This is a genomic window from Saprospira grandis, assembly GCF_027594745.1.
In the GTDB taxonomy this organism is placed as follows: domain Bacteria; phylum Bacteroidota; class Bacteroidia; order Chitinophagales; family Saprospiraceae; genus Saprospira; species Saprospira grandis.
Genome location: NZ_CP110854.1, coordinates 3,642,706 through 3,659,603, shown reverse-complemented (window position 1 = coordinate 3,659,603; position 16,898 = coordinate 3,642,706). Strand labels below are relative to the sequence as shown.

17 protein-coding genes are annotated in these 16,898 nt (G+C 46.5%); 11 read left to right on the top strand and 6 right to left on the bottom strand.

Features of this window, described 5'->3' with window-relative positions; translation table 11 throughout:
- The first annotated feature begins 312 nt into the window (after positions 1–312).
- The 6 genes from OP864_RS14460 to OP864_RS14435 all read left to right on the top strand — a co-directional run bounded on the left by OP864_RS14460 (position 313) and on the right by OP864_RS14435 (position 2,789).
- Positions 313–693 carry a DUF7793 family protein gene (locus OP864_RS14460; RefSeq protein WP_270098866.1) on the top strand — a complete coding sequence of 127 codons (381 nt, stop codon included), beginning with the start codon at positions 313–315 and terminating at the stop codon, positions 691–693.
- Positions 694–700: 7 nt separating this feature from the next.
- Positions 701–1,117, top strand: a complete 417-nt coding sequence (locus OP864_RS14455) for a DUF7793 family protein (protein WP_270098865.1) — start codon at positions 701–703, stop codon at positions 1,115–1,117.
- Between the two features lie 37 nt (positions 1,118–1,154).
- Positions 1,155–1,571, top strand: coding sequence for a DUF7793 family protein (locus tag OP864_RS14450; RefSeq protein WP_270098864.1), 417 nt, complete (start codon positions 1,155–1,157; stop codon positions 1,569–1,571).
- 1 nt (position 1,572) lies between these two features.
- The gene (locus OP864_RS14445) at positions 1,573–1,944 is read left to right on the top strand and encodes a DUF7793 family protein (RefSeq protein ID WP_270098862.1); all 372 of its coding nucleotides are present in this window, start codon (positions 1,573–1,575) and stop codon (positions 1,942–1,944) included.
- 15 nt (positions 1,945–1,959) lie between these two features.
- Entirely contained in the window at positions 1,960–2,343 is a 384-nt protein-coding gene (locus OP864_RS14440; protein WP_270098861.1) for a DUF7793 family protein, read from the top strand.
- Between the two features lie 65 nt (positions 2,344–2,408).
- On the top strand, positions 2,409–2,789 hold the full coding sequence (locus OP864_RS14435) for a DUF7793 family protein (protein WP_270098860.1): 381 nt from the start codon (positions 2,409–2,411) through the stop codon (positions 2,787–2,789).
- 27 nt (positions 2,790–2,816) lie between these two features.
- Here the strand turns inward: OP864_RS14435 and OP864_RS14430 are convergent, their stop codons facing one another.
- On the bottom strand, positions 2,817–4,784 hold the full coding sequence (locus tag OP864_RS14430) for a RecQ family ATP-dependent DNA helicase (protein ID WP_270098859.1): 1,968 nt from the start codon (positions 4,782–4,784) through the stop codon (positions 2,817–2,819).
- 44 nt (positions 4,785–4,828) lie between these two features.
- Here OP864_RS14430 and OP864_RS14425 point away from each other — a divergent pair, with 44 nt between their 5' ends.
- Positions 4,829–5,878 (top strand): YncE family protein, encoded by a 1,050-nt coding sequence (locus OP864_RS14425; protein ID WP_270098858.1) that lies wholly within the window; start codon positions 4,829–4,831, stop codon positions 5,876–5,878.
- A gap of 117 nt (positions 5,879–5,995) precedes the next feature.
- Positions 5,996–6,457, top strand: a complete 462-nt coding sequence (locus OP864_RS14420; protein WP_270098857.1) for a CBS domain-containing protein — start codon at positions 5,996–5,998, stop codon at positions 6,455–6,457.
- A gap of 1,200 nt (positions 6,458–7,657) precedes the next feature.
- On the opposite strand, the gene OP864_RS14415 is transcribed toward OP864_RS14420, so the two are convergent.
- From OP864_RS14415 to OP864_RS14395, 5 genes are all read right to left on the bottom strand, one after another.
- Complete coding sequence (locus OP864_RS14415) at positions 7,658–8,845, bottom strand: restriction endonuclease subunit S (RefSeq protein ID WP_270098856.1); 1,188 nt, start codon at positions 8,843–8,845, stop codon at positions 7,658–7,660.
- Positions 8,846–9,057: 212 nt separating this feature from the next.
- Positions 9,058–10,125 (bottom strand): NAD(P)/FAD-dependent oxidoreductase, encoded by a 1,068-nt coding sequence (locus OP864_RS14410; RefSeq protein ID WP_270098855.1) that lies wholly within the window; start codon positions 10,123–10,125, stop codon positions 9,058–9,060.
- 3 nt (positions 10,126–10,128) lie between these two features.
- Positions 10,129–11,628: a carboxypeptidase M32 gene (locus OP864_RS14405; protein WP_270098854.1), complete on the bottom strand. Its 1,500-nt coding sequence runs from the start codon at positions 11,626–11,628 to the stop codon at positions 10,129–10,131.
- Between the two features lie 157 nt (positions 11,629–11,785).
- Positions 11,786–12,484, bottom strand: a complete 699-nt coding sequence (locus OP864_RS14400) for a hypothetical protein (RefSeq protein WP_270098853.1) — start codon at positions 12,482–12,484, stop codon at positions 11,786–11,788.
- Positions 12,485–12,514: 30 nt separating this feature from the next.
- The gene (locus OP864_RS14395) at positions 12,515–13,510 is read right to left on the bottom strand and encodes a hypothetical protein (RefSeq protein WP_270098852.1); all 996 of its coding nucleotides are present in this window, start codon (positions 13,508–13,510) and stop codon (positions 12,515–12,517) included.
- 375 nt (positions 13,511–13,885) lie between these two features.
- Here OP864_RS14395 and OP864_RS14390 point away from each other — a divergent pair, with 375 nt between their 5' ends.
- From OP864_RS14390 to nusB, 3 genes are all read left to right on the top strand, one after another.
- The gene (locus OP864_RS14390; protein ID WP_270098851.1) at positions 13,886–14,581 is read left to right on the top strand and encodes a hypothetical protein; all 696 of its coding nucleotides are present in this window, start codon (positions 13,886–13,888) and stop codon (positions 14,579–14,581) included.
- Between the two features lie 345 nt (positions 14,582–14,926).
- Positions 14,927–15,577, top strand: a complete 651-nt coding sequence (locus tag OP864_RS14385) for a YceI family protein (RefSeq protein WP_270098850.1) — start codon at positions 14,927–14,929, stop codon at positions 15,575–15,577.
- A gap of 371 nt (positions 15,578–15,948) precedes the next feature.
- The gene (nusB, locus tag OP864_RS14380; protein ID WP_015693933.1) at positions 15,949–16,884 is read left to right on the top strand and encodes a transcription antitermination factor NusB; all 936 of its coding nucleotides are present in this window, start codon (positions 15,949–15,951) and stop codon (positions 16,882–16,884) included.
- Positions 16,885–16,898 lie beyond the last annotated feature (14 nt).

Genomic DNA, 16,898 nt, shown 5'->3' with positions numbered 1-16,898 from the left:
GGCGAAGCCGCCGCAGGCTATGCCCTCAAAAAATAGCTGGCCTAGCCAAAAACTCCTAGCAAACAATGCCCAAAGCAGCGCGATTACATCTGGCCTAGGGATGGAAAGTGGGGCGGCGCAGCCGCAGACCCAGCGGGCGCAGCCCGCGCAGGGCCGAGCGAACAGCGAGCCACGACACAGCCCGGCCGCCGCAGGCGGCAGGCCCCAAAAAAACAGCAGAATAATTCAGATAAAGGCCTAAAATAAAGCCGTCTAAAGCATAAAAGCTAATTTTAAATTTATAAATTGGGAGAATAAAATCATTAGTAGGTCATGAAAGAACAGCAAGAAATAAGAACTCCGATAGCCAAGGTTAAGCCTATTGCGCCCGGCATTGTCAGGGTAACCTACAATGAGGCTGTTTTGGACCCTGCCGATGTATATGCGCATATTGAGCAGCTGCGACAGACATTTGGGGAGGGGCTTTGGTTGCTTTCTGACTTGCGGCAGATGAAAAAAACGAATCAGGAAGTGCGCTCGGCCCTGAGTTCGGGAAAAATTGTGGCCATAGGTGCCGCAGTTATGATGGGCAGTGGCCTATCTAAAATTATTGGGAACCTTTTTCTGAAATTTAGCAAACCTAACATTACAACTCGTATCTTTACCGATGAAGAGAAGGCGATTGAGTGGTTGAAGGAGCAAGTAGCTAAATAAATAAGGTTTGAAAAGAGATTATTCTGCCCCCAAAATTGAATTTCCCCAAGCAAAATTGCAGTGGTCTGCAGAAGCAGAAGGCGTATTAGAGCTGTATTTTGAGGAAAAGTTAAAGATGAATTTGGAGCAAGCCCAAGACTACTATGAAAGTCTGTGCAAAATGGCGGAGGCTCAGGAAAAAAACATCTTCATTTATATCGATGTATCAACTATTGGCGGTATTTCGGCGGATGCCCGGAAATACTTTGCCAAGGCCGTTAACCCTAGATCTAGAGCCTGTGCGCTTTTGGTAGGTAGTGGAATTAGCCGTATATTGGGCAACTTTTTGGTGGGCTTTAATAAACCGCCCATTCCCACTCGTTTGTTTAGCAATAAAGAAAAAGCCCTGCAGTGGTTGGCCGAATGGCAGCGCAAAACTCCTTAGAAATTATTATCCTAAAAGCTCCCTAAACAAAAATGACTTGAAAAGAGATTATTCTGCCCAAGAGCTACGATTCCCCCAAGCAAAATTGCAGTGGTCTGCAGAAGCAGTAGGCGTATTAGAGTTGTATTTTGAGGACAAGCTGAGCATGAACTTAGAACAAGCGATTAGTTACAATGAGGCTATTAAGGAAATGGCAAAAGCTCAAAATCAAAATATTTTTATTTATATTGATGGGAGTGGCTTAAAAGGAGTGTCGAAAGAAGCTAGGCAATACTTTGCCCAAGCTTCAACCTCAAGATCTAGAGCCTGTGCGCTTTTGGTAGGTAGTGGAATTAGCCGTATATTGGGCAACTTTTTGGTGGGCTTTAATAAACCGCCCATTCCCACTCGTTTGTTTACCGATAAAGAAAAAGCCCTGCAGTGGTTGGCCGAATGGCAGCGCAAAACCCCTTAGAATGGAAAAAGAACTGATGATCACCCCTATTGCCAAACTTTGGCAGTTGGGTCCTAAACTATTGAGGGTAGAATACCTGCCCGTAGTGACCGAAACAGAAAAAATAGACGCTCATTTTGCGCTTTTGACCGAGCATTTTGGCAAAGAGCTCTATATGCTCGTAGATATTCGGCAAGTGCGCTCGGCCAATGCCAAGGCGCGGCGACATATTGCCAAAAATAATGATGTGACCGCCGCCGCGGCCATTATTGTAAACAATGGCCCCTCTGCAATTATTGGCAACTTTTTTTTGCGCTTTGATGGCCCTCCTTTCCCCGCTAAATTGTTTACCCAAGAAGAAAAAGCCCTAAATTGGCTGAATAAACAAAACTAACCCCCCATAATTAAGATGAATCCCCAAACCGACAATGAAGTAGCCCGCACCTTTTTGCTAGAAAAGCAAATTGTAGAAGAAGTGTATAAGGCTGTAACCATCGACTTAGCCATGATGAAAAGCCATATTGAAGACTCTTTGCAGGCCTATGGCCGAGACTGCTGGTACCTTTCAGATATTAGCCTGCTCAAATCTACAAAACGAGAGGCCAGAGACTATCTGGCCAAAAACTCTATTGCCGCAGGGGCCGCTATTCTAACCAATAGCCCCATTTCTAAAATGGTGGGTAACCTATTTCTCAAGTTCAATAAACCCGACTTTCCCACCAAGCTATTTACCGATAGAGAAAAAGCCCTGCTCTGGATCAAGGAACAAATAGAGCTAGCTAAAAAAGTATAATTTCCTTTATTGATTGAATAACTATTTAATTACCTTTGCGGCAGAACAAATTAGCTCTTCAATTCATGCGCGAACTAAAAATTAGCAGCCCGCTAGCCACCACAAGGCAGCGAGAAGATGGGATCATTCATGAAGTTTATCATCCCGTCAAGGTCAATTTAAAAGATTTAGAAGCTCATATCGAGGCCTCTCGCCAAGCTTTTGGCACAGAAGGCTATTATATTTCCGATATTCGGCAACTGAAATCCGTTTGTCAGCAATCTAGAAAGCATCTGGCCCATCATTCGGTGGCCAAGGCCAGCGCAGTCATTGTGAGCAGTGGTTTTTCTACCATTGTCGGCAATATTTTCCTCAAATTCAACCAGCCTAACTTTGCCAGCAAGCTATTTACTAGCGAAGAAAAAGCCTTGGCTTGGATTAAGGAACAACAGGCTTTGGATAAATAACAAAAAGCGCCCTAATGGGCGCTTTTTTTAGTTTAACTTCAGCTGGCCATTGGCCTGTTCGACCAGCTCTTCATTGTCTAGAAGTTGCTGCAAAACCGCAAGGGCCTTATTTTCTAAATTGGAGGGGAAACGCCCAATCAATTCCCGCAAAGACTGAGGCTGCTTCCCAATTTGCTCCAGCATATAGCTCCGCATTTTTTTATACTCCTCTGGGCTGGGGCGACTATCATGTCGGCCCAGACAGACATCGCATTGCCCGCAGGCGGGCGCATCCAATTCATTAAAATAGGCCAAGAGCATTTGCGAGCGACAGCGCTTTTCCTCCGCATAGGCCAAGGCCGCCTGCATCCGCTTTTCTTGCCGCTCTTTCAAAAAGCGATAGCTGGCCCCATCAAAGAGCAGATCGCCCTTGGCCAAACGCGGCTTGAGATAATAGATATAAGGATTCTCTTTTTGTGGATGATAATAGAGCAAACCCGCCTGCTGCAATTGGCCCAACTGCTTTTTCACTTCGGAAATGGTCGACTTGGTTCCCTTGGCAATTTTCTCTTCTCGAATATTGACCGATTGCTGAAACGCCCCCTGATAGGTCCGCAAGATAAACTGGACCAAACGCTCATAGGGCTTGTAGCGCAAAGCAAAGTCATAAACCTGCCGATTGTTAAGCCGAAACTGAATGCTGGCGGGAAAAAATAGGGATTCCGATAAGATCAAATACTCATTTTGCATCAAGATGCGCAAGGCCGAAAGGACCAAAATAGGATTCATTTTATAGTGCTGGCAAAAGCCCCCCAAAGGAAAATCAAAGCTCTGCCCCTCTCCCCCACCAATGGCCAACTGGAAAAAACTCCCCAAAGCCTGATAGACCTGCCGAACAAGGTCTAAGGTCGGATAACTCTGCTCATATTGCTGCAATAAACGGGCTTTGTCGGTGCTGTTGTACAACAATACCGCATAGGCCTTTTTTCCATCCCGGCCCGCTCGGCCCGCTTCCTGAAAATAAGCCTCCAGATTATCCGGCAAGGTCAAATGCACCACCAAACGCACATCGGGCTTGTCAATCCCCATCCCAAAGGCATTGGTGGCCACAATGACCCGAATATCATTGGCGATCCAAGCCTGCTGAATCTGCGAACGCTGCTCTACCAAGCGGCCCGCATGATAGTAGTCTGCCGAAATATTATTCTTTTGTAAGTAGCTGGCGATTTCTCGACAAGCACGGCGGTTGAGCACATAAACGACGGCCGTTCCCGGCACTTTTTGTAGCATATCGAGCAGCTTGGCCAGTTTGTTCTCTTCTTCCAAAACTACATAGGCCAGATTATCTCGCCCAAAGCTCTTTCTAAATACTGCCTTGGCCTCTTCTCTAAAGGCCAATTTCTCTTGTATATCGACCACCACCTGCTCGGTGGCCGTGGCCGTTAGGGCAATGACGGGCACCTTAGGCAAAGCAGGCCGAATCTCCGCAATTTTGAGGTAGGCCGGCCGAAAATCATAGCCCCACTGAGAAATACAATGCGCCTCGTCTACCGCCAACAAACGAATAGGCAGACGGTCCAAACGCATTTGCAACATCTCGGTCCCTAAACGCTCTGGAGAAACATACAAAAAGGAAATATGCCCATGTACGGCCAATTCCAATATCCGATCAATATCCGAGCGACGCATACCCGTATAAATGGCCTCGGCCGAAATGCCCCGCCGCTTGAGCTGCTCCACCTGATCCTTCATCAGGGCAATCAAGGGAGAAACCACCAGACAAAGCCCCCCCAAACAAAGGGCCGGTACCTGAAAACAAACCGATTTGCCCCCACCCGTCGGCAATAGGGCCAAACAATCTTGCCCCGCCAAAACTGCATCTACAATATCTTCCTGCAAGGGCCGAAAACTCGGATAGCCCCAATACTTCTTCAATATTTCTCTTGCCGCTACTGACATCCTTTTTTCTTCCTTATTTTTGAGTTTTCTAAGGGCCAGCTTGGCCCCTTTCAACAAATCTAATCATTTTTTCTATGAAGTCGACTAGGCAGACATCACTCTTGTATATATTTTTTTTCGGACTTTTATTCACCGCCTGCAAAAAAGAAGAGCCCAGCCAAACCAACAAGGGTTTTGCCCAAGGCATTCTGATCACTAATGAGGGCTTATATAACCAAACCTCCGGCACAATCAGCCATTATGATCCCGAACAGCAGTTGGTCCAAAATCGCATTTTTAAAACGACCAACCAAAGAGACCTAGGCAATGTGGTCCAATCCCTCAACCGCTTTGGCGAGCATACTTATATTGTGGTCAATAATTCCAATAAGATCGAATGGGTCAATCCCCAAACCTTTGCCGAAGAAGGCCAGCTCCTCCAGCTCCAACAACCCCGATATATCAGCCCCATCAATGATAGCCTCGCCTATATTAGCCAATGGGGCAACGATCTGCTCTCGGGCAGTATCGCCATTTTTAATTACCAAAAAGGCGAACAAATTGGCCAAATTGATGGCCTCGGCAAGGGCCCCGAACGCCTGCTGCCCTACAATAATATGGTCTTTGTCTGTCTAGTGGGCGGACTCGATACCGACCAACGCCTAGCCGTCATCAATAGCCAAACGCATCAAATTGATCAGTATATTACAGTAGATGATGCCCCCAATAGCTTGCAACTAGACCAAAACGGCCTGCTCTGGGTCGCCTGCTCGGGCAAAACCATCTACAATAATTATCCCCAAATCGATACCGCCAACAGCACAATGGGCAGCCTGATCGCTATAAATCCCAATACAAAGCAAATTGTACATCGCCTAAATTTAGCCAAAGGCCAAGGCGCCAAACAGCTTATCCGCAATGCCAACGGCAACCAGCTCTTTTTTATCCACAAAAATGCCATCTACCAACTCGACCCCAATCTGCAAACGATCCGTGAAATTAAATCTGGCCATTATTACGGACTTGGCTTTGATAATGAAAACAATATACTTTATGCCGCTCGCTATATGGGCACCGAATCCGCTTGGGTCGATCGCCTAAGTTCCCCCAATTTTATCCTGCAAGATTCATTTAGAGCTGGAATTTTTGCCAATGATTTTCATTTTCAGTAGGTTTTTTATAAAAAAATCGTGTTATTTAAACTGCATTAAAAAGTAGAACTTTTTGCCTCCGTTCTGCCTTTTTATAGTAGAAAAAATCAAACCCTACCTTATCAAAAGTAAAGTATTATGAGTAACCTATCTGACTTTATGAACCGCCCGGTCAGCGATATCATGACGACCAAAATTAAAGCGCTTATCCCTACGGATAGCCTCGAAAAAGTAAAGGAGCTTTTCGATAACAATGAGATCCACCACATTCCCGTGGTCCGCTTCAAAGAGTTGGTCGGTATCATCAGCCATAGCGATTTTGAAAAGGCCATCCATGGCGCCCGCCTTCATGGCGAAGCCCAAGCCGAAGCCGATAACAAAGAACTTTTGGCCAAGTATACCGTTGCCGATCTCATGACCACTAAGGTGGTGCATATCGCCCCCGATGCCAAAATTGGCGTAGCCGCCGAACTCCTCCTCATTAACTATTTTCACGCCCTACCCATCGTCTCTGAAGAAGGCGAACTAGTAGGAATCGTTAGCTCTCATGATGTCCTCAAGGCCGTCTACAAAAAAGCTTACCCCTCTGAAGATATTTAGGCCAAACACTCTTTTCCGCCTATACATAAGAACCTTTCCCTTAGCTTTGGGGAAGGTTCTTTTTTTGTTTTGGGGCCTCCGCCTCCCTTCGGTCGTCGGCGCTACGCTTTGGGGCTCGCAGGTCTGCTCGGCCCTGCGTCGCCTTCGGCTCCTTGGTCTGGCCTGACGGCCACCCCGCCGCATCGCTAGGCCTGCGGCGGCTTCGCCGCCTGCTATCCCTAGCTGCAGCTTAAAAGCCGCAGCCAATTTCGGAACCACTAAGCTAGACTCTGGCTGCCCCATGGCCTGCAGCTTAAAAGCCGCAGGACCTGAAAACCGAATGCTTGCGCCCATCTCCAATGAAGCAGGGGCTTTTAAGCCGCTGCGGCGAGAAAAATGATGGCCCAAGAGATTGGCTGCGGCCTTTAGGCTGCAGAAACAGGGATTTTAGCCCCCAATTGTTAGGGAATTGTTAAAAATAGAAATAATGTAACAAAATCAAAAAGGGCAAAAGTTATGTCTGGAACATAACTGGCTATGTCTGGAACATAACTAGCTATGTCTGGAACATAACTGGCTATGTCTGGAACATAACTAGCTATGTCTGGAACATAACTGGCTATGTCTGAAACATAACTGGCTATGTCTGGAACATAACTAGCTATGTCTGAAACATAACTGGCTATGTCTGGAACATAACTAGCTATGTCTGAAACATAACTGGCTATGTCTGAAACATAACTGGCTATGTCTGAAACATAACTGGCTATGTCTGGAACATAACTAGCTATGTCTGGAACATAACTAGCTATGTCTGGAACATAACTGGCTATGTCTGGAACATAACTGGCTATGTCTGGAACATAACTGGCTATATAAAAGGGCCAATTTTGCGGTTTTGAACCTGGGACTGTTCAGAATTTTGGTCTTTAGCTGCTTAGGACTCAGCCAATCATCGCCTAGGGACAAGCCCCTAGGCTAATCCAATGGAGTCAGCCCTCTGCGAGGGCCTCAACTGCTGATGTATAAGGCCTTGCTAAATGATTATAGCAGAGAAGAACCTTATCCAAAGGCCCTCTTTAGAGGGCTGTCTGAAAAAGCTAGCCTAAGGGCTTGTCCCTAGGCGCAGGAAAGGGGCTTGTCCCTAGGCGCAGGAAGAGCAGGGCCGCAGGCAACAAAAAAGGCCCAAACCCCTCGGTTTGGACCTCCTGCATCTCTATGCTATTTCCCCTCATAAAAGTAGGCCTGCAATAAGGCCCCAAATAAATCCTCCGCCGATTGCTGGGCCGACTGAATGAGCGCCTTTTGCCGCTCTATCCGCTCTACCAATTGCGCAAATTGCTGCTGTAAAGGAAGTGGGGGGAGGGGGATGGGAAAGGCCTTTATTTGCTTAAAATTAAAAGCTTCTCTAGTCCCGCCACCTGCAATATTCATTAGCATTGCTTGATAGTTCGCATTACTAAGCGTATATAAAATATATGAAGATATTGCCGTCTTTTTTAGTCGAATAATACAAACATGCTGATTAACATTACCCATGTGATTTTCTCGATCATAAATTGCAACACGTCCGATACTTGCTCCTGTAATATTTAGAAGAACATCATTTTTTTCTAACCATGTTCTCTTCATCTTATGATGAATTTCTTCAGAGATATAATACATGTCACTATAATCAACACGTCCTCCTCTAACATTTTGACTACGTATAAAATAATACCCTTCTCGATCATAAACTGACTGACCGCCCTTAGGAGTACTTCCACTGCCCACCTTTTTCGCTAGCTCCCCCAACTTCACAACCTCCCAGCCCTTAGGATTGAGCACGGGATCCCCAAACATATCCAGAAAGCTGGCCGCCAGCAAACGATCATAATCTGCTAGGCTTTGGGCCAGGTCCTGCCGTAGCTTATCCGCCCGATCGAGCTGGGCCGCTATGGCCTTTTGCTCTGCTAGGGGGGGAAGTCTAAAAGAGATTTCATCAAAAGTCTTTCTTGTAATAGAATTAAATACTGCACCGTATGAATTAGACTTCAACTGTGGCAATAAAAAAGCTAGCAAATAATATAGATAATGATTGTCTAAAACTCCAGACTGTCCATCTAAACCATAATTTGATTGATTGAATGCCATAGGTTTACCAATCATAGCAACTACACCAACCGTCCCCCTTGCAGAAATAATGAGCTGATCTTTTTTTAGAATCTTTGCAGATGAGTTTTTCAGTCCTAATTCTGTAATTTTTTTGGCTGCTTCATAAACATACTTCTTCCCTGTATTAAAATCTGCAACTGACAACCATGGAATCTCTCCGTTCCAATATTCATCTACTGAAGTTTTAGGTGTCCCGCCTCCGATTATTTCCACAACCTCCCCCAGCTTTACCTTTTTCCAATCTTTATTCTTCATTTCTTTGATTTATTTGGCTAAACAATTGGGCCTCAGCGGCAAGGGGGCGCAGCCCCCTTGGGCCCGACAGGGCCATTGGCCCAGCGCTGCGGAGCGGGTGGCCGTCAGGCCAGACCCAGGCGGCGAAGCCGCCGCAGGGCCGAACAGACCTGTGAGCCCCGCAGCATAGCGGCGGCCGCCCCAAATTGAAGGGCGGCCGCGGGCCCCAAATCCTAAAAATAATCTAGATAATTGGCAATATCTAGTTCTTCATCCAAAGCTTTTTGCTGCAGCAAATGGGCCGACAACTGCGCCGAGCAATAAGGGGCCAAATAGCTGCCCTTGGCGCCCAAACCATTAAAAATATACAACTGCGGATGCTGCGGATGTGCCCCCAAAATAGGGCGGCGCTTACGCTGAATTGGGCGGGCCGCCGCCTGATGGTCCAAGACCTTAAAAGAATGCCCCTCCAGCAACTGCTCCAACTGCCCCAAAAGGCGGTAGCGCTCGGCCTGCGTGGGGGCCAGAGAATCATACTGATGCTGGTAAGAACTGCCCACCCAATAGCGCTGCTGCCCCAAGGGAATAATGAAAATTCCGTCCTTAACCATCTTATTATCAAAGGGATAATCGGGAATTTCGACAAAGAGGACCTCCCCCTTGGCGGGATAAAAAGGCAGGGCCTTGAAATAGGGGTTTTGCTGCGCCTTGGCCCCCTCGCAAAAAATGATCGCCTTGGCCTGTAGGGACTTATAAGCGAGCCCATTTTCTAGCAACTCTAAGGCCTCAAAATCAAAGGCTTCTTCTAGCAAAAGCTGGCCCTGCTCCTGCCAATACGCCCTGTATCGGGCAATGAGCAAAGGCAGATTGAGGCGGCCCGCAGGCGAAAACTCCACCCCCCCAGCCAAGGCCCCAAAGCTGTGTTCATAGGCATTTTGATCAAAATTGGGCGAGACAAAAGGCTGCAAATTCGGATCGGTAGAGCGGGCCATCCAATTATTGGCCAGCTCCGGAAATCGGAACAACATAGCCACCTCCTTTTCGTCTAGCAAGGGGCAGCCCAGCCGCTGCTCCAGCTGCCGATAATAGGCAAAAGCGATGGGCAAAAGCCTCTCCATCTGCCAGCTTTTGGTAAACCAACGGCCCGTAATGGGGTTAATAATGCCCGCCGCCAACTGTGAAGAAGCCTGTTGATGTCCCGCATCAATTAGGGCCACTTTTTGGCCAGCCTGCCAGAGGCGGTCCGCCAAAAGGCTACCCGCCAAGCCTTGGCCCAGAATCAAATAATCTAGCTGAGGCATAGCTTAAAAATTGTAAATTTTGCGGTACTTCTCTTCTAGATAAGCCAAGAAAAACTCGACCGAAAGGCCTTGGCCCGTGAGCTGCTGGCAAAGGGTTTCGGAGCTATAGTGACGGCCCTTTTCATGAATTTCTTTGCGCAACCATTCGCGCAGGGGCAGCAATTCGCCTTGGGCAATCTGGCTTTGCAGCTCGGGCATAGCCTTTTGGGCGGCGGCAAAAAACTGGCTAGCATAAAGGCTGCCGAGGCTGTAGGTGGGAAAATAGCCCCAGAGTCCAGCCGACCAATGAATATCTTGCAAAACGCCCAATTGGGGATTATCGGGACGGATGCCCAGCTCTCGTTCGTAAGCCTCATTCCAGGCGGCTTCTAATTGGTCCACCTCTAGTTCTCCGCCAATCAGTTGTTTTTCCAGTTGGTAGCGGATGCCCACATGCAAATGATAGTGGACCTCATCGGCCTCGGTGCGGATAAAATTGGGGGCCAGATAATTGATCGCTCGATAAAAATCTTGGGCCTTTACCCCAGACAATTGGGAGGGAAATAAGCTTTGCAGGCGATCAAAATTATGTTGCCAATAGGCCTCAGAGCCTGCCACATTTTGCTCCCAAAGGCGAGATTGCGACTCATGAATAGAGAGGGAAACGGCTTCGCCTAGGGGCAGGCCATATTCCGAGCTCAGTAAGCCTTGTTCATAGAGAGCGTGGCCGCCTTCATGGATCGAGCTGCCGAGGCAAGACATCAGGTCCTCCTCATCAATGCGGCTAGTAATGCGGACATCCTCGGCCCCGAAAGAAGTCGTAAAAGGGTGGGTAGAAGCATCTTGTCGGCCTGCTTCAAAATCGTAGCCCATCTGCTCGAGCAATTCGAGGCTAAAGGCCCATTGTTGGTCGGCGGGAAAGCGGTGGTTTAAAAACTCTTTTTTGGGAGGGTTTCCCTGGGCGGCAATCTTGGCCAAAAGCTGTCGGATACCACTGCTTAGCTGCTCAAAAATAGGATCTAAGCGGGCCACGGTAGCTTCCTTTTCATAGCTGCGCAAAAGGCTATCGTAGAGATGGCCTTGTCCTGCTTTTGCGCGGATTTTGGCCTCTTCTCTTTTGGCGGCCAGCAGTTCGCTCAGGGGTTGGGCAAAGAGAGAAAAATCTTTGGCTTGGCGGGCCTTTTGCCAGGCGGCTTGGGCCTTAGAGGTCAGCAAAGAGAGTTGCTCGACAAATTGGGGGCTTAATTTCTGAGCCTCTTGATAATCCTCCCAAGAGAGTTCTAGATTCCGCTGTTCTGCGGGGCTAAACTGTTCTTTTTGGGCCAATAAATTTTCTAGGAGTTCGCCTAATTCGGGGGCTTGGGCCTTTTCTTGGGCCAATCGGCCAAGAGTGGCTAATTGTCGGCTGCGTTGTTGCAGGCCCTTAGCGGGCATAAAGGTTTCCATATCCCAATGCAAAACGGCTTGGGCAGCTTGTAGGTCCTTGATTTCTTGCAAGGCGGCCTTATATTTTTGGTAGCTCATAGTTCTTGTAAATTTTGCAACAAAAGTACAGTTTTATGAGCGGCTTTAAAAGAGGAGATGAACTTTGGGGGGAAATTGGAGGCTTGGGTTGTTTATAATTATGGGCTGAAGGTTTTAACCTTCAGCCCATTTTATTAGGTTGAGAATAGCCTCCCCTTTAATCCTTAGTAGACCTCAATTTTCGCATAAATTCGTTGTACACCCTTACTTTATTGCGTTCCGTCACCTCATGGACTTCTGCCGTGCACCAACGGTAGGGCGTAGCATCTAGAGGTTTTATGGATTGATCAACCAGCTCCTTCAGGCCCTTTTCTTTCATCTGCAGATACCAAGCTTGATAGACTGCTGTTAGTTGCTCAAGAAAGGCTTCATTTACTGTAATATTTAAGTCCGCAATAGGCATTCCACAGCTCGCCCTATTGTAATCATAGCCTTCTTTCTGAAAATATGCAGGGAAAGACCTGCAAGAGTCTTCTGCATAAACCTCATAGTGTTTCAATACATAATATTCAATAGCATCATCAAAAGCCAGCTTATCAATCAAATACATTAAGACTATTTTTTTGGCGGGCACTTCCAAAATTAAGTCATACGGAAGCCCATATTCAGACCGAAAATCTCTGAGCGAGTCATTCAGCGTCAAGGGCCAACTACAGAGGAAGTAATTATCCGCCTGTTTTAAGCGCAACATCAGCTCTGCAATCAATTGCTCCTTTTGGGCTAGGCTTAATTCTCCCGCTAGCTGATCAACATACTCATATTCCTCTAAAAGGCTATCTACAGTTTCCTTGGGAGTTTGCGCTAGGGCCCAGTAAGGAAACAACAGGGCCAATAAATAAGGGTATAGTTTGTTCATTATTTTTCTTTTCGTTCTCAAAATAGCTAGTTATTCTCTGCCAGCTCCTCCTCTAAGTGCCTTCAATACCTTTTCAGAACTCATCTCTGGCAGACCCCAAGAAAACCCTCCTTTTTCTAGGGGAAACTGCTTCTGCTCCCCCTTGGCCCAGGCTTTCATCTCCTCTACAAGAAGCTCAAAAGCGGGATCGCTAGGCTTCAGTTCTCGCTTATTTTCATCATCATAAATACAAAATTGACGGCTAAATCTATTCGTTCGATAATGAAGGGCCGAAAGAATATACATAGCGGCTAACCGCCTTTCTATTTTCTTACGAACAGTCACTGTATTGAGCTCTACAAAGGATTCATCCTTGCTATTTTCATAATGCAAAAAAGAGATTTGCCTTGCGGTATCGCCTAAGTACTGCAGTAGCTGCAGTTTCAAAGCCTGATGGGCAGCTGTATCACAGGCAGCAAGCGTATATAGCCAATTATACTCCTTCAATAAGATCAAGCTATCTAAATGGTAGTCTTCTTTTGCTTGTATATCTCGAAGATTCCTGCAGGGACAGCTATCAAGCCCCCAATACAACTCTCCTTCCGCTAAGGGAAAGCGCTTCTGCTCGCCCTTGGCCCAGGCCTTCATCTCCTCTACAAGAAGCTCAAAAGCGGGAGTATTGCTCCTCAACTCCTGCTTGTTTCTATAGTCATAAATACTTAATTCATCAGCAAAGGTATCATTTCCACGATGAAGTACCGAAAGGAGATAAATGACCACAAGCTGCCTTTCTGTTTGCACAAAATATTTGCTCTGCCCCTCCCTGTTCCGATACAAAACATACTGTTTAGTCGTATCCCCTAAGTAGTCTAGCAGTTCTAGTTTCAAAGCCTGATGAGCGGCTGTATCCTGCGCCAAAATAGTTGAACAATATGCATTTAGCCGCAGACTATTCTTCAATAAAACAGCGCTTGCTAAATGGTCAGTTTCTTGGGCCGTTGCAAGAAAAGAAAAACAGAGCAGTAGGGGCAAAAGTAATTTATTCATGGGGATGTTTCTAAAGGTTTAGGACTCAATTAAGCAAATTGTCTAATCATTAGGAAGTAAATCAGAATAATTTGGGGCCTCCGCTGCGGCTTCGCCTTGCGGCGCTACGGTTACTCCCTTTGGTCGTCGAACTGCGGACTAAAGTCCTTGTTGTCAGGGCTCGCAGGTCTGCTCGGCCCTGCGGCCTAACGGCCTTGGTCTGCGGCTGCGCCGCCCCCTTTCGCATCGCTAGGCCGTTTGGCCTTCGGCCATATTGGCTGTGGCCTTTAGCAGGCAGTTTTGGGGCAAAAAACCATCAAACAAGATATTTCCAACGGACCAATTTCTACAATTTATTTAAAACGTTTATATTTAGGCGTCTAAACAAAAAAAGCGATGAAAAAACAATCTGTTTTTAGAGCCTATAATTATTCGGATGCTCAATTATTTGAGCAGGCCATGGAGCTCCTCATTCAGCTCAAGGAGGACCAAAAAGAGTTTGCCCAGTATGGCATTTTATCGGGGCATATAGCGGCCTTTGAGCAATTGGTCAAAGACTTCTCTGATATTCCCACTGATGAGGAATTGATGGGCGAGCAAATGGTGGCCACAGAAAAGAAGCAAGATGCTGCGGCAGAAGTGCGTCGTTTGATTCGGGGCATCATGAACCGAGTGGGCCAAAAGTACCATAGCAAATCGGGCCGTTACCGTAAGTTTGGGACCAGCAAGCTCAGTGATATGAGTGACCCCAAGCTATACTTATGTGCCAAAAGAGTTATTCGGGTGGGGCAACAGAGTCTGGCCCATTTGGAAGATGTGGGCCTCAATCAGCCGCAGCTCGATGAGCTGCATCGGGCCAACCAAGCCTTTGAGCTGGCCTTACACATCAAAGCCGATCGGGTATCGGACCGAGATATTTCTGTAGAAAATCGGGTAATTTTGGGCAACCGTTTATATGAGCAAATGCTCAAAATGGGCCAAGTGGGCAAAGATATTTGGCAGGGCGTCAATACCGCCAAATATGAGCGCTACTGCACTTATGAAAGCTCCTTTATACGGGAAGAGAAGCGCAAGAGCCAAAAAGAAGATTAGCGCGGGCCTCGGCTGAGGGATGGTAGGGGGTGGCCGCAGGCCAGACCCAGCTTTTGAGCGTAGCGAAAAAGCGCAGGGCCGAGCGAACAGCGAGCCCCCGCACAGCCCGACCCGGCCAACGGCCGGGGCAGCCCCAAAAAATCAATCTACTACAGCAAGTCCTCCCCTTTTGGCTGAGGAAAATAATTTTTTTGAAAAAATTAGATGTCTATACATCAATTGTCAAAACAATGCTTATATTTGCAATAGGCAACAAATAAAGTCGAGAGATATAAAACTATTTACTCGGCCTGCTGTTTGTCAAGTTCGTTAATTCTAGCAAAACAATTCAAATTTAGAAGACTTATGAAAACACTATTTCGCAGCTTATTTTTGATGATGGCCCTTGGATTTGTAGTAACCTCTTGCGTAGAGGCTCCTGAGGGGGAGAAAGTAGAGGCTAATGAGGCCAAAGCTGTAGATACCGAAAAAGCTGCCGAGGCCAAGACATTGGCTGTAGATGTGGCCAGCTCTAAAGTAGAGTGGGTAGGAAACAAAGTATCGGGCAGCCACAATGGCGACTTGAAATTGCAGTCTGGAGAATTGCAGGTAAAAGAGGGTCAGCTTATTGGCGGTAGCTTTGTGTTGGATATGGCCAGCATCAATGTGTTGGATTTGGAGGCTGGTTCTGGTAAAGAGGACCTAGAAGGCCACTTGAAGACGGGTGATTTCTTTGAGGTAGAGAAATTTCCTACTGCTACATTCACTATTACTTCGGTAGAAGCCGTAGAAGGGGAAGAGGGCGTTACTCACCGCATTGAGGGTAACCTTAAAATGCGCGACATTGAGAAGAGCGTAACTATTCCGGCCAATGTTAGCCTAGGCGATTCTGGTTTGAAAGCGAGCACTCCTCAGTTCACAATCAAGCGTTCTGTATGGGGTATTGACTTTGAAGGAAAGAAAGACGACCTCATTGCTGACGAAATGGGGCTAAAAATTAGCTTGGCTGCAAAATAAGCCAATTTGCTAATTGTCAAGCACTTAAGCCGCTAAGCCCAACCGCTTAGCGGCTTTTTTTTATTTTTTTTTAAAAAACTTGCCTTTGGAGGGTAACAAAAACGGGAATACAGTCATAAAGGTACGAGAAGCACAAAAAGCTTCTTTTTATACCTCCTGAAAAAGTTCTTACAAAGTTAGTTAAGTTAGGTCTAAGGTGTTAAGCAAAGATTGCTTAGCACCTTTTTTTTTGGGCCTATAGTTAGCTCGGCCTTAAAATCGCCTCTTCTTTTAGATAGATTTTGTACCTTAGCGGAAAATTTAGGAGGTCCTGACATCAAGCGGGGCTTTCGTCTTAAAGTTCTTACCATCATCTTTGGCAAAACACAATAATGCTAAGTAGAAACAACATCCGGATTAAGGTATTGCAGACCCTTTATGCGCAGTCTGTAAAAGAAGACAACACCGCAGTTGCCGAGCGCAATTTTTTGAAAGCCGTACAGGAGAGTTATCGGCTGTATTTGCTCAGCGTACATTATATTACGCAGATTGCATTTTTTAGCCGCAAGGACTATGAAATCAAGAGCAACAAATTTGTCCCTACAGAGCTAGACAAAAAAGCGTCTAGAAAACTATATGAGAATCCGGTCATTGCTGCGATCAGAGAAAATGAGGCTTTTCAGAAGCTCATTAAGAAAGAAGGCATTTTGCAGATGGTAGACCAGGACACTGTTCGTCGTTTGTTTAAGAAATTTACTGCAGAAGAATATTACGAGAGCTACCGCGAAATGGAGAATACGCCAATTCGGGAGCATCAGTATGCCTTGGTTCGTTTGTATATGTGCATGCGAGAGGATGAGGTCTTTATGGAGCAGATGACGGATTATTTTCCGACTTGGCCCGATGATGAATCGCTTATTTATGGGGCCATTAAGCGTTCTTTGCGTGCTTTGCCCGATAACAAGGAGTTTTTCTTGAGCCAAAAGCCCAACCCTGAGTTTGTGGAGGATTTGGGCAAGGAGTTGCTTTATTTGGTGTTGCGCAAAGAAGAGCAATTGACCGAATTGATTGCCAGCCGTTTGAACAACTGGCAGGAAGATCGGGTTGCCGTTATTGATATGACCTTGATGAAGATGGGCCTTTGCGAATTCCTTTATTTCCCTTCTATTCCGACCAAGGTGACTATTAACGAATATGTTAATTTGGCCAAAACCTATAGTACTGACAAAAGTAAACGCTTTATTAATGGCATTCTTGACCGCCTGATGCAGGAACTACAGAAAGAGGGCCGCATCAATAAGGAAGGTCGAGGTCTTTTGGATAAATAATCAAAGCACTCCCC

Bases quoted from the DNA above. Each gene is read 5' to 3' on its own strand.
- OP864_RS14415 (WP_270098856.1), bottom strand. From the start codon at position 8,845: ATGAAGAATAAAGATTGGAAAAAGGTAAAGCTGGGGGAGGTTGTGGAA.
- nusB (WP_015693933.1), top strand. From the start codon at position 15,949: ATGCTAAGTAGAAACAACATCCGGATTAAGGTATTGCAGACCCTTTAT.
- OP864_RS14390 (WP_270098851.1), top strand. From the start codon at position 13,886: ATGAAAAAACAATCTGTTTTTAGAGCCTATAATTATTCGGATGCTCAA.
- OP864_RS14460 (WP_270098866.1), top strand. From the start codon at position 313: ATGAAAGAACAGCAAGAAATAAGAACTCCGATAGCCAAGGTTAAGCCT.
- OP864_RS14445 (WP_270098862.1), top strand. From the start codon at position 1,573: ATGGAAAAAGAACTGATGATCACCCCTATTGCCAAACTTTGGCAGTTG.
- OP864_RS14405 (WP_270098854.1), bottom strand. From the start codon at position 11,628: ATGAGCTACCAAAAATATAAGGCCGCCTTGCAAGAAATCAAGGACCTA.
- OP864_RS14440 (WP_270098861.1), top strand. From the start codon at position 1,960: ATGAATCCCCAAACCGACAATGAAGTAGCCCGCACCTTTTTGCTAGAA.
- OP864_RS14400 (WP_270098853.1), bottom strand. From the start codon at position 12,484: ATGAACAAACTATACCCTTATTTATTGGCCCTGTTGTTTCCTTACTGG.
- OP864_RS14410 (WP_270098855.1), bottom strand. From the start codon at position 10,125: ATGCCTCAGCTAGATTATTTGATTCTGGGCCAAGGCTTGGCGGGTAGC.
- OP864_RS14395 (WP_270098852.1), bottom strand. From the start codon at position 13,510: ATGAATAAATTACTTTTGCCCCTACTGCTCTGTTTTTCTTTTCTTGCA.
- OP864_RS14385 (WP_270098850.1), top strand. From the start codon at position 14,927: ATGAAAACACTATTTCGCAGCTTATTTTTGATGATGGCCCTTGGATTT.
- OP864_RS14435 (WP_270098860.1), top strand. From the start codon at position 2,409: ATGCGCGAACTAAAAATTAGCAGCCCGCTAGCCACCACAAGGCAGCGA.
- OP864_RS14420 (WP_270098857.1), top strand. From the start codon at position 5,996: ATGAGTAACCTATCTGACTTTATGAACCGCCCGGTCAGCGATATCATG.